This window comes from Agrobacterium sp. SORGH_AS_0745 (genome assembly GCF_030818995.1).
In the GTDB taxonomy this organism is placed as follows: Bacteria; Pseudomonadota; Alphaproteobacteria; order Rhizobiales; family Rhizobiaceae; genus Agrobacterium; species Agrobacterium tumefaciens.
In genome coordinates this window covers 698,865-711,112 of the sequence record NZ_JAUTBI010000001.1, presented here as the reverse complement: position 1 = coordinate 711,112, position 12,248 = coordinate 698,865, and the positions used below count along the sequence as shown (strand labels likewise).

General features: G+C 58.2%; 11 protein-coding genes and 1 pseudogene. 6 read left to right on the top strand and 6 right to left on the bottom strand.

Annotated elements, in window-relative coordinates; genetic code table 11:
- Positions 1-135: 135 nt before the first annotated feature.
- The 3 genes from QE432_RS03135 to QE432_RS03125 all read right to left on the bottom strand — a co-directional run bounded on the left by QE432_RS03135 (position 136) and on the right by QE432_RS03125 (position 2,314).
- Positions 136-1,362, bottom strand: coding sequence for an NAD(P)/FAD-dependent oxidoreductase (locus QE432_RS03135; RefSeq protein WP_306623351.1), 1,227 nt, complete (start codon positions 1,360-1,362; stop codon positions 136-138).
- Between the two features lie 146 nt (positions 1,363-1,508).
- Positions 1,509-2,069, bottom strand: a complete 561-nt coding sequence (locus tag QE432_RS03130; RefSeq protein WP_004431989.1) for a type 1 glutamine amidotransferase domain-containing protein — start codon at positions 2,067-2,069, stop codon at positions 1,509-1,511.
- Between the two features lie 17 nt (positions 2,070-2,086).
- Positions 2,087-2,314, bottom strand: coding sequence for a hypothetical protein (locus tag QE432_RS03125; RefSeq protein ID WP_004431991.1), 228 nt, complete (start codon positions 2,312-2,314; stop codon positions 2,087-2,089).
- A gap of 44 nt (positions 2,315-2,358) precedes the next feature.
- Between QE432_RS03125 and QE432_RS03120 the strand changes: the two genes are divergently transcribed.
- The 4 genes from QE432_RS03120 to QE432_RS03105 are packed head-to-tail and all read left to right on the top strand — an operon-like array spanning position 2,359 to position 6,371.
- Positions 2,359-2,622, top strand: a complete 264-nt coding sequence (locus tag QE432_RS03120) for a hypothetical protein (protein WP_075807788.1) — start codon at positions 2,359-2,361, stop codon at positions 2,620-2,622.
- Positions 2,603-3,433, top strand: coding sequence for an N-formylglutamate amidohydrolase (locus tag QE432_RS03115; RefSeq protein WP_004432005.1), 831 nt, complete (start codon positions 2,603-2,605; stop codon positions 3,431-3,433). The genes QE432_RS03120 and QE432_RS03115 overlap by 20 nt, the downstream gene beginning before the upstream one ends.
- Positions 3,430-5,307 carry a flavohemoglobin expression-modulating QEGLA motif protein gene (locus QE432_RS03110; protein WP_306623349.1) on the top strand — a complete coding sequence of 626 codons (1,878 nt, stop codon included), beginning with the start codon at positions 3,430-3,432 and terminating at the stop codon, positions 5,305-5,307. Before QE432_RS03115 ends, QE432_RS03110 begins: the two co-directional genes overlap by 4 nt.
- Positions 5,308-5,324: 17 nt before the next feature.
- Complete coding sequence (locus tag QE432_RS03105; RefSeq protein ID WP_004432010.1) at positions 5,325-6,371, top strand: glutathione synthase; 1,047 nt, start codon at positions 5,325-5,327, stop codon at positions 6,369-6,371.
- 1 nt (position 6,372) lies between these two features.
- Here QE432_RS03105 and QE432_RS03100 read toward each other — a convergent pair whose 3' ends face one another.
- Both QE432_RS03100 and QE432_RS03095 read right to left on the bottom strand, forming a co-directional pair.
- Positions 6,373-7,395, bottom strand: coding sequence for an NAD-dependent epimerase (locus QE432_RS03100; RefSeq protein ID WP_004432021.1), 1,023 nt, complete (start codon positions 7,393-7,395; stop codon positions 6,373-6,375).
- Positions 7,396-7,481: 86 nt separating this feature from the next.
- Entirely contained in the window at positions 7,482-8,813 is a 1,332-nt protein-coding gene (locus QE432_RS03095) for a UDP-glucose dehydrogenase family protein (RefSeq protein WP_035252640.1), read from the bottom strand.
- 376 nt (positions 8,814-9,189) lie between these two features.
- On the opposite strand from QE432_RS03095, the gene QE432_RS03090 reads away from it, so the two are divergent.
- Together QE432_RS03090 and QE432_RS03085 are read left to right on the top strand one after the other, a co-directional pair.
- On the top strand, positions 9,190-10,077 hold the full coding sequence (locus QE432_RS03090) for a DMT family transporter (protein ID WP_004432025.1): 888 nt from the start codon (positions 9,190-9,192) through the stop codon (positions 10,075-10,077).
- 105 nt (positions 10,078-10,182) lie between these two features.
- Positions 10,183-11,164 (top strand): annotated as a pseudogene (locus QE432_RS03085) (glutathione S-transferase family protein).
- A gap of 4 nt (positions 11,165-11,168) precedes the next feature.
- Here the strand turns inward: QE432_RS03085 and QE432_RS03080 are convergent.
- Complete coding sequence (locus QE432_RS03080) at positions 11,169-12,071, bottom strand: LysR family transcriptional regulator (protein ID WP_004432029.1); 903 nt, start codon at positions 12,069-12,071, stop codon at positions 11,169-11,171.
- Positions 12,072-12,248: the final 177 nt, after the last annotated feature.

Below are 12,248 nucleotides of genomic sequence, written 5' to 3'. Positions count from 1 at the left end.
TGGTGTGAAAGTGCGTGATGTACGCCATTGCGCACGGGAGACAAACCTTTCGGAGCCCCTATGGTTCCGGCTCTGTTGCGCGCAACGTTTTATATTCCAGCAGACGCTCCGCCGCATATAGGATGACAAGCGGCATCAGTCGAAACGGAAGAGATCGGCGTCGGGGTCCTTGCCACCATTAACGGCAGCGGCGACTATCTCGGCGGCGATCTGGCTGAAGGTGATGCCGTTGCCGCCAAAGCCCATGACGGCATAAACGTTCTTCATGCCGGGAACCGCGCCGATCAGCGGCAGGCCCGTGGTGGTCGTGCCGAAGCCGGCCGCCCAGCGATATTCGGGTTCGCCGATGTCGACGCCAAGAAGCTTTTCGATCTTGCGTTTGATTGCATCCGCCTTGGAGGCAAGCTTGCTCTCAGACAGGTAGGATGTGGAGTTCTCTTCATCCTCACCACCGGCAATAAGGCGCCCGTCCCGGTCGGTGCGCAGGTAGAGATAGGGATCTGAAGCCTCCCAGAGGATGTGGCTATTCAGCCAGTCCGGCAGATCGATACCCTTCGCACTCGCCAGCGCCCAGGTGGAGATGATCTGGTGTTTCGGGCTTTCGAGCGATTTCAGGAATTCGTATCCGGTGCAGAAAACGATATTGCGCGCGGAAATGATTTCGCCCTGTGCTGTGGCGACGACCACCTCGTCACCGAGATTTCGAAGATCGGTGATTTCAAGTTGTGAAACGATCTCAGCGCCGGCGCCCGCTGTGTGGCGCAACAGGCCTGCCGTCAGCTGCGCCGGATTGGCGGAAGCGGAGATATCGCTGAGGATCGCCCCTGTCCGCTCAATCGCATAGTCGTTTTTAAGTTCTGCGGTGTCGAGAAAGCGGGCCTCGATCCCGGCCTCTTCGCGCGCTGCCGCTTCGGCCTTCAATGCACGCAAACCCATCTCGTCTCCGGCAAGATAAAGCGCCTGTTTGCGCGCCATGCTGCAGGAAATGCCAAGCGAAGAAACGATTTCCTCCAGCCGCAGCACGGCGCGCGCGGAGCGCTGCCACGCCCGATCAGCAGCATCCTTGCCGATCATCTTTCTGAGCTCGATCAGGGGTGTGTCGATCTCGTGCTGTATCATCGCAGTGCTGGCGACACTGCTGCCCATCACCGGATCACGCCGGTCGACGATCAGCATGGATTGCCTCGGTCTCTGCAACGCATGGGCGGCAAGCGCGCCGCTGATGCCGGCGCCGACGACGATCGTATCGTAATGGTCGGAACTCGGGGTGTTTCTGGTGCGGAGGCCTATGCGTGGCGTGTCGGCCCAAAGGGGTTTCGATTCCCTGAGGTCGCGTTCCTTCGTCAGTTCCGATGTGGGCATGGAGTTTTCCTGAAAGGTGCAGGGCATTTACGGTGGAAACGCCTGGCGGGTTACGTCTGGAAAATGCGAACAAACAAAGACAGAGAGCGCATCCGGCCATTTTGGATAGGCCGGATGCGCTCTGGTTTTTTTCCGCTTTACGGCCCTTAGGCAGCGCGCCGCTCGTGGTTGCCTTCTTCGACCTCCTCGATGATTTTGGCGACGAAGGCGTCCAGATCATCGGGGCTGCGAGACGTGATGATGCCCTTATCGGTCACAACCTTTTCGTCCTTCCAGTTGGCGCCGGCATTTTTCAGGTCGGTTTTGATCGACCAATAGGAGGTCGCGTCACGACCGCGCAGGGCATCTGCTTCAACCAGAAGCCAAGGGGCATGGCAGATGGCAGCCACGACCTTGCCGGATTTGACGAAATCTCGCACCACGCGCATTGCATCCTCGTCATGACGCAATACGTCCGGATTGATCTGGCCGCCGGGCAGGACGAGTGCATTGAAATCATTGGCGCTGACGTTCTTCGCGGACATATCGACGGCGATGCTGTCGCCCCAGTTCTTTTCGTCCCAGCTCTTGATCTCACCATCCTTGATCGAGGCGATCTTGACGTCCGCGCCCTTGGCCTTCAGCTGATCATATGGCACGCGCAGTTCCGAACGCTCATAGCCGTCCGTTGCGAGAATGACGATTTTTGCAGTGTTGATGGCAGTCATGTCTGTTTCCTTCCTGTTTATCTGTTTTCGTCTTTGTCCGAATTCACGGAGGGCAGAAAAAACTCCACATCCTCACGGCGCTCCGGATCGAGCTTTTCGATATTCGTTTGCCAGAAGGTCTCGGCTTCTGCCGGTTCGTCTTCCCATTGGCGCACGAAGGTCTTGTTGTCGTCGATCATGACCTGACGGGTGCCGCCGAGCCGCAGATATTCTTCTGCAAGTTTACGCGTTTCGGTCTTTTCCATGTCGCGGTTCCTTGTGCGTGGAAAGCGGGGACGGAGGGCGCCGGATGGGTAAGAAGCTCGGCTGCCATTTCGTTGGCCACCGGGAGAAAACGGAAAAATCCCGATGTTCTTCAGCGCCATCGTGTCCGTTTGACACGGCGGCCCTCCTGCCAGAACAACGTGAGCTTTCCGGTATGGTTCCGCATTTTTTCAGGCGGATTCTTGCCAAGGACAAATGTATCGCGCGCAATTTTTATCGGAACAAACCGGCAAGTCGTGCTGTTTTAGCCCAGATGCAGGGGAGGCAGCATGACAGCCAGACACAGTGACGGCGAGTGCCGCGGCAACGACGAAAACAAGGGTTTCTGGTCGATCGACTTCGGCAATTCACCGATCATCGGCACGGCCATTCATGATGGTCATCTCATTCGCCCGGACATAGCCTCGCTGATGGCTCTTTCCGCCGACCAGCGGCTGAGAGAGGAAGACCCTTTTACCGGCGAGATGATCGCGGGAATGACAAACCGCATTGTCGTTCACCATTCGCGTTTCGAAATCGATCTCAACCGGTTCGCCGATCAGGCAGTTTATCTGAAGCCGGAACAATCCTGGGGGCTGGAGGTCTGGAAACAGGAGCCGCCGGAAGAGGCCACCCGGCAATCGCTCGATTTTCATGCCGACTATTACGCAATGCTCGAAGCAGTTCTTTCAACCGTCGAGCGGCGGCATGGTGCTTTTGTCGTGCTGGACATACACAGCTACAATCATCGCCGGCAGGGCGCTACAGCGCCGCAAACGCCCCAGGCGGAAGCGCCTGATATCAATATCGGCACATTTTCCATGGATCGCAGCCGCTGGAGTGACGTCGTCAGTGCGGTGGGCCATCATTTTGCGACAGCCACCATCGGCGGACGCCGCCTTGATGTACGCGAGAACGTCGCCTTTCAGGGCAAGGGTGAGCAGACCCGGTTTATTCACGAGCGTTTTGCGCAGAACGGCTGCGCCATCGCAGTGGAGTTCAAGAAATTCTTCATGGACGAGTGGACCGGTAAGCCGGATAAGCGCGTCGTTTCCGATATTCGCGACGCTATCACCGCACTTCAGCCGGTTCTCGAAGAATGCCTGAGGGCGCGGCGATGAACGTCTCCTCGGCGCGTGGTGAACCGTTACAGGTTATCGAGCTGGTAGACGATGTCGTCGCCTGCCTTGAGGCCGGCAAAGCCGTCCGTCGTGATGTCGGAAAGAACGGCCGGCTGCATATCGACCGGCCGCTGCCGTTTCTTTGCCTGCATCTGACTGGTGGCACGAAGGACCTTGCGGCCCGCGATATCGCCTCTGCGCATGCATCTTATCTGATCGCATCGAGCATTCAGGAGGCTGCACCCCTGATTGCAGCCGTCGGCACGGCCATGCGCGAACGTTTCGGCGCCTTCATGGTTCTCGATATCGGCGAACTGGAACACGACATTCTGCTCGCTGACGATTCACCTTTCCTGCCGCATTATGAGGTTTCCGTCTCGGCAACATCTGAGCCGGAAACGCAAAGTGCACGCCGTGTTTTCATTAAGGCGGTTTGTGATGCCGAAGTGCGTTTCCGCACGCCCCGCATAACCCGGCCCGAACCGGATGCCGATCCGATCCTCAGATTTCAAAATGCCGGGCTTGATTTTCCCTGCATCAGCGTGCGTTTCGCGCCGATCTACCGACAGCCTGAATCCGGCGCCGATTATCCCGGCCTGCGCGAGACGATGATTGCGGATATTTTCGATGCCGGCCTTCAGGCCTTCTCGTCATTCGCTGCCGGTAAAGATGCACTCAAGGTTACCAGCCATCGCGCGCTCGGCCGCAAGGCCTTCGTTGATGCCGTCAGACGTGCCGATCGTTCAATAGACGACATCGTCTCGTCCTTTGATTTTCTTCTGTCCGTGACGCCGATCAATGCCCGCCGGGCCTTCGAGGAATTTCGCGATGGCAGCTTCCAATATGCGCCGCGCCTGCTTTACCGGCCGCTCGGCGTTGACGTCGAGGAGCAGAAACGCAAGCTCTATTCCGTCGTTTTCGATCATCTGGAAGACCCGGTGCTTTATCATCTCTACCGGGAGAAACAGCAGGAGATCGATCTGCAACTGACCATGCTCGCCAATCTGCATCGCCGTACTTTCACCGATTTCTCCCGCGCCCTTTACGGTGCCGTCGAACCCGCGCTTCTGACGCTGGCGCTCAAGGTGCTTGCCGATTGCCCACGCAAGGATGAGAGCGGCGAAATCGCCATGGTCGATTGTTATGCGGTCGCCAAAAAATCGCGCGAGATGATCGAGACCTATCTGGCGGAGGAGCCGGAATTCAAGGCGCGTGTCGAGATCAGGGATGACCTGCCGTCTGGCCTGATGGTGACGGGCGAGAAGCTCCTGATTTCTCGCCACACCGTCATGGAACAGCGCCGGGTCGAGGCGCTGCTGTCGCATGAGATCGGCGTGCATCTCCTCACCTATTTCAACGGTTCGTTTCAGGGCCTCCGGCTCTTCCGCACCGGCCTTTCCGGTTACGAGGGCGTGCAGGAAGGGCTGGCAGTGCTGGCGGAACATCTGGCCGGCGGCATGACGCGCGAGCGCCTGCGGCTGATCGCCGGCCGTGTCGTCGGCTGCGCCGCCATGCTGGACGGCGCGACTTTTGTTGAGACGTTCCGGACTATGACCCGCGATCATGGTTTCGACGAGGCTGGCGCCTTCAACATGGTTTTGCGCATCTATCGTGGCGGCGGTCTTTCCAAGGACGCGATCTATCTGCGTGGGCTTGCGGAGGTGCTGGAGCATCTGCGCAAGGGTGGCGCGCTCGATCCGTTCTGGATGGGCAAGATTGCCGCTGCCCATTTCCCGGTGATGCAGGAGCTTGCCTTGCGCGGCCTCTTGCGTCCGCCGGGCGTACGTCCCGCTTTTCTGCTGCCGGCCAAGGCCAATGAGCGGCTGGAAAAGATACGGGCCGGATTATCCATCGCCGAACTGGCGACATTGTAATATTACAGGAGGGGCTTATGCGTATCGCATTTTTCGTCAATTCCATCGAAACTGAGGGGCCTACTTTCGCAACCGGCCTGCTGGCCATGGCGGCGCTCAATCGCGGTCACGAGGTGGTGTATCTGACGCCTGGCGATTTTACCTTGCGCTCGGATGATAGCCTGACCGTACACGCCACCGTTCTACCGAAGGCCAAATACAAGAAAGCCGATGCTTTTCACGCGGCACTTCAGGACAAAGCACTGGAACGGCGTACCATGGATGTAGAGGAAATCGACGCGCTGATGCTGCGCAACGATCCCTCGCTGGATCAGACGACGCGGCCATGGGCGGTGCATGCCGGCATTCTGTTCGGGCGGCTGGCAGAACAGCGCGGCGTTGTGGTTTTGAACGACCCGGAAGGATTGGCGCTGGCGCAGAACAAGCTCTATTTCCAGAGCTTTCCGGAAATCGTACGCCCGACCACGATCATCTCGCGCAATGTCGATGAAATACGCGCATTTGCGGATACCCACCCTAAGGGTGTCATCGTCAAGCCGCTGCAGGGTTCAGGCGGCAAGAACGTCTTCAAGATCGGCTCCAGCAAGGAGGCCAATCTCAACCAGATTTTCGAGGCGGTCAGTCTCGAAGGTTACTTGATTGCACAGGCCTATCTGCCGGCCGCCAAGGATGGCGATATTCGGTTCTTCATGATGAATGGCAAGCCTCTGATGCGCGACGGACAATATGCGGCTTTGCGCCGCGTTCCGGCAAAAGGCGATCTGCGCTCCAACATTCACGCCAAGGGCACTGCCGAGGCCGTGAAGGTGACGGACGAGATTGTGGCGCTTGCCGAAATGATGCGGCCGAAGCTGGTGGAAGACGGTATGTTCCTGGTCGGGCTTGATATTGTCGGCGACAAGATACTGGAGGTAAACGTGTTTTCGCCCGGCGGTCTCTCCAACATTCGCGACCTCACCGATGTCGATTTCAGCGATACGATCATCGAAGCCGTGGAAACCAAGATCGCCATGCAGAGCGCCTCCGGCGGTATGCTTTCAAATCGTCTTCTAGCGACGCTTTGATTTATTCGCGCAGCTCTGTCGACTGCATGTCACGATACCAGGCGACGAGGGCCTTGATGCCCTCCTCGACCGGGGTTTGCGGCACATAGCCCGTCAAGGCCCTCAGAAGATCGGGTGAAGCGAAGGTGCGGGGGACGTCGCCCTGCTGCATCGGCAACATGTTGCGGATTGCCGGCCTGCCGACCGTCTTTTCGACCGTTTCGACAAAGTGCATCAGCTCTACCGGCTGGCCGCCGCCAATATTGACGATGCGGAAGGGTGCGTGGTGCGACAGCGTGTCGGTGACGCCTTCCTCAGTTACCCGGTTTTCCTCGGACGGAATGACCTGGCTCAGCCGGACGATACCTTCAACGAGGTCATCGATATAGGTGAAGTCGCGGCTCATATTGCCTTGGCCGTAAATATCGATCGGCTCGCCGTTCGAGATGGCGTCGACGAATTTGATTGGCGCCATGTCCGGCCGTCCCCACGGTCCGTAAACCGTGAAGAAACGGAAGGCTGTGGTGGGCAATTTGTGAAGATGGGCGTAGCTGTGCGCCATCAATTCCATCGATTTTTTGGTGGCCGCATAAAGCGTCATCGGCTCGTCGGCCTTGTCGCTTTCCGCAAAGGGAATTTTTTCATTGGCGCCGTAGATGGAGGAAGTTGAAGCCAGCATCAGGTGTTTGACACGCAGGTTCTTGGCAAGCTCCAGCATGTTCCACGATCCGATGAGATTGGAATCGATATAGGCGCGTGGATTTTCGAGGCTGTAGCGAACACCCGCCTGCGCGGCGAGGTGAATTATGATTTCCGGTTCGGCAGCCTCTGCCGCGCGCTTCAGCGCATCCGTGTCTTCCAGCATGCCGATTTCCGCCCTGAAACCGTTGGAGCGGGAAAGGATCGCATGGCGTTTTTCTTTCAGGCTGACATCGTAATATTTCGTCATGCCGTCGAAACCGGTTACGAAATGGCCGGCATCGAGCAGCCGTTTGGCAACGTAAAAACCGATGAAGCCCGCGGTGCCGGTAACCAGATAACGCATGATGACTATATCCCAAATCCGTTGGTGCGTTTGCGGCCGAACCGAAGCGCAAAAACCGTTTTAATGAAACTTCGAAGGCGAAACCGCTATTGGCCCTTGTCGGAACTGCTGTCGTGTGGGCGGCCAATGCCGGCATAAACGAAGCCGTGCCCGGTGACCTCGTCCGTGCGGTAGATATTGCGTAGATCCACCAGAACGGGGTTTTTCATGATGGCCTTCAGGCGCGGCAGATCGAGTGCGCGGAACTGGTTCCATTCCGTCACGATCACGACGGCATCGGCGCCTTCGGCAGCCTCGTAGGGGCCGCTTGCATAGTCGATATCCTCGATGACATGGCGGGCATTCACCATTCCCTCCGGATCGTAGCCGACCACCTTGGCGCCGCCGTCCTGGAGGGTCTGGATGATGGCAATCGCCGGGCTGTCGCGCATATCGTCGGTATTGGGCTTGAAGGTCAGGCCAAGGACCGCGATCTTCTTGCCGCGCACGTCGCCGCCCACCGCGTTGATGACCTTGCGGCCCATGGCGCGCTTGCGGTTGTCGTTGATGGCAATGGTGGTCTCGATCAGCCGCACAGGGGCGTCATAGTCCTGTGCGGTCTTGGCAAGCGCCAGCGTATCCTTGGGGAAACAGGAGCCGCCATAACCCGGACCGGCATGCAGGAACTTCGCGCCGATGCGGCCATCGAGGCCGATGCCGCGCGAAATATCCTGAACATTGGCGCCGACCTTTTCGCACAGATCCGCCATTTCGTTGATGAAGGTGATCTTCATCGCCAGAAAGGCGTTGGCGGCATATTTGATCAGTTCCGAAGTGCGCCTGGTGGTGAAGAGCAAAGGCGACTGGTTGAGATAGAGCGGACGGTAAACCTCCGTCATCACCGGGCGGGCGCGCTCGTCGGAAAGACCGACGACGATGCGGTCCGGTCGCTTGAAATCCTCGATGGCCGCGCCTTCCCGCAGAAATTCCGGGTTGGAAACCACGGCAAAATCGGCCGAAGGGTTTTCTTCGCGGATGATGCGTTCCACCTCGTCCCCCGTGCCGACGGGAACGGTGGACTTGGTGACGATGACGGTGAAGCCGTCAAGCGAATGGGCGATTTCTTTCGCCGCCGCATAGACATAACCGAGATCGGCGTGGCCGTCGCCGCGCCGCGAGGGCGTGCCGACCGCGATGAAGACGACGTCGGCATTGGCAACCGCGGAGGAGAGGTCGGTGGTGAAGCTCAATCGGCCCGCCTTGGCGTTGTTGGCAACGATGACCTCCAGACCCGGTTCGAAGATCGGGATATGGCCGCTTTTCAGCGCTTCGATCTTCTCCGGCATCTTGTCCACGCAGATCACGTCATGGCCGAAATCGGCAAAACACGCACCGGAAACAAGGCCGACATAACCGGCACCGATCATCACTATCCGCATTCTTCTTCCTTTCGGTTCGTGAGGCGATGTTCGCGCAGCAAGCTTCAGGCGAAATCAGCGGGTGCAATCACACCACATTGTTTAGCCGCCTTCACGCTTGCCGCCAAGCGCCACGATCAACACGGGCTAACCTCTTTCCGTGACGGTGATATGATGGCGTCGACGGGACAAATTTGCCGCACCTTGCGGCCATCTGCATCGATGCGGTCGGATCGGGTGTTTTTGCGGCTTTTGCGGCTTGCACTCATAGGTAGCCGGGTCTAGCCATAGGGTGAGGATCAAATCTGCCAGACTGTCTGTCCCTTAAGGGGCGTCCGGGTTGCTTTAAGCGGCCGGGGTGCGCTTTGCGTTGCGGTCGCTGTTCGGGGAAGTTCAAATGCAAAAGGGTTTTCTGCTCGGTCTGTTCGCTTATGCGACCTTTTCCCTGGGCGATGCCACGATCAAGTCGCTTGGATCACAGATCAGCGTTTTCGAGATCGGCTTTTTCAGCATCCTGTTTTCCGGCATCTTCATCTTCTTCAGCAAGCCGCGTGAGGAAAGGTGGCGTGAATTCTGGCGCATGAGCCGTCCGTTTGCGGTGCACGGGCGGGCGATTTCCGGCCTGTTCGCCGGTATTCTCGGTATCTATGCCTTCACCACCATTCCGCTGGCCGAAGCCTATGCGCTGATCTTTCTCTCACCGTTGTTTGTGACAGTGCTGTCGGCTGTCGTATTGAAGGAAGATATAGGGCCATGGCGCTGGGCGGCCGTTCTGGCCGGCATCGTCGGTGTTCTGCTCGTCGTGCGGCCCGGCTTCAAGGCGCTGGAACTCGGGCACGTCGCAGCCATCGGTGTCGCATTCCTGGCGGCGATGACCATCGTGCTGCTCCGCTCGCTTGCGGGCAAGGAGAAGCGCACCTCGATAATGGGCGTGCTTTTGGTCTACGGCCTCACCTTCAACGGCATTGCCTCGATTCCCGAGTTCGTCATGCCCAATCTGCACCAGTTCGCCGCCTTTGCCTTCATCGGCCTCTGCACGGCGACGGGACAGATAACGCTGCTCGTCGCAACACGTATCGCGCCGGCCAGCCAGATTGCACCCTCGCATTATTCTCAGATCCTCTGGGCCGTGGCGATCGGCATGACTTTCTTCCACGAATATCCGGATGCGATCGCGGTGCTTGGGCTGGGTGTCATCGCCGCATCGGGACTTCTGACGATGATCCGCGAAAGGGTCAGGCTCGGCACAGTTCGCTGGAATCCGTTTTTCCGCAATCGGCTTTGAAGTCATCCATCGATCGGAAACAGTGCGTCAACCGAAGCGCGGCTTGTGGGGTGGGTGCAGACGGCCCCATAAGCTTTTCATCGATAGATGAATGGAGAGCCCAAAATGCTCGTGGATGGAAAGTGGACCGCCGAATGGCACCCGGTGCAGGCGACCGACAAGAAGGGTGGTTTCGTTCGCCAGACATCCGGCTTCCGCAACTGGGTAACGTCTGATGGTTCAGCAGGCCCGACGGGAGAGGGCGGTTTCAAGGCCGAGGCTGGGCGCTATCATCTCTATGTCGCGCTGATTTGTCCATGGGCCTCACGCACGCTGATCGGCCGCAAGCTCAAGAAGCTCGAGGATGTCATTTCGGTCTCAATTGTGGAGCCGGCGCTCTCCGACGAGGGTTGGAAATTCGGCGATTATCCAGGTTCGGATCGCGACGGGCTGAACGGCTTCGCTTATATGCACGAAGCCTATACCAGCGCCGATCCGCATTATACCGGCCGTGCCACCGTTCCGGTTCTTTGGGACAAGAAGACGAAAACCATCGTCAACAACGAATCCGCCGACATTCTCCGCATGCTGAATTCCGGTTTCGGCGATCTGGCCGATAACGGCATCGATCTTTATCCGGAAGATCTGCGGGACGCGATTGATGCGCTCAACGACCATATCTATCCCCGCCTCAACAACGGTGTCTACAGAACCGGTTTTGCCACCACCCAGCTTGCCTATGAGGAAGCCTTTGCCGACGTCTTCGCGACACTTCAGGAACTTGAAACTCGCCTGGCATCAGGCGGTCCCTTCCTCTTCGGCGATCGCCTGACGGAAACGGATGTCAGGCTTTTCGTGACGCTGGTGCGTTTCGATGCCGCCTATTACGCCCTCTTCAAGTGCAACCTTCGCCGCATTGCCGACTATCGGGCCCTGCAGGCCTATATGATGCGGGTGCTAAACATTCCGGGCGTGCGTGACACGGTCAATATCGACCACATCAAGCGCGGTTATTATTCGATCAAGGCGCTCAATTCCGACCCGGATCGTGCCGGTCGGCCCCGATCTGCCGGGGCTTGACGAGGTTTCCATCGGCGGCACTGTGTGAATATCTAGGCCGGCTTGCCGACCTGATCGAGAAGCCATGCCTGGAAGGCGCGGGCAAGGACATTGTCCTGCCGCCCTTCCGGCAGGGCAACATAATAGCTCTTGTCGGTTTGCAGTGGAATGTCGAAGACGATTTCGAGACGGCCGGAGACGAGTTCCGCCTCGATCAGATATTTCGGCAGAAGGGCAAAGCCAATGCCGCTTATGGCTGCTTCAATGATCATCGAAAACTGGTCGAAACGGCTGCCTCTATAGGCATTCTCCGCCGTTACCCCATTCATCTCCAGCCACTCAGTCCATAGTTTCGGCCGTGTGGTCACGTGCAGCAACGGTTGTCGGTTAAAATCCTCCGGCTCTCTCATTCCCGCGCGCTGAAGCAGAGCGGGGCTGGCGACCGGCACGATCACTTCGTTGCATAAAAAGGTGCAGGTGCCGTGCGCCCAGACCGGCTGGCCGTAATGGATGGCGAGGTCGAAACCTTCCTCATCGAAATCGAAAGGGTGCGAGCGCGAGCCGATGGTGATGGTCATTTCCGGGTTGGCGTCGATGAAGCGGTGCAGACGCGGCATCAGCCAGCGGCTGCCGAAGGTTGGCAGGGTGGCGACGGAAAGTGATGCATGAGATGTTCCGGCCGAGACCGCGCGCACCATCAGCTGTTCGGATTGCTGCAACAGGCGCCGCACGTCTGGCAGGAATTTGCGACCCGCTTCCGACAGGACGACGCGCCGGCGGATGCGTTCGAAAAGCTGCATTCCGGTCTGCGCCTCGAGTTCGCCGATCTGCCGGCTGACCGCACTTTGCGTGAGGTTGAGTTCTTCCGCCGCACGGGTAAAATTCCCATGCCTTGCGGCACACTCGAATGCTTGCAGGGTTACGATATCAGGGACCAGTCTTCTGCGCGGATCCATACCATTCTCGCATCAACCTACCCGCTTTCCTCATTGGAAAAGGGTCATTATGGCCATATATGATTACGGGAAAGAATGGAATGGTGTTTTGCCGGCTTCGACGGAGGCGCCGTTTCACAAAATGATAAATTCGGGGAAAGAACAGCGACGGGAGTTGAAAGCGCCGTATCAAAAACG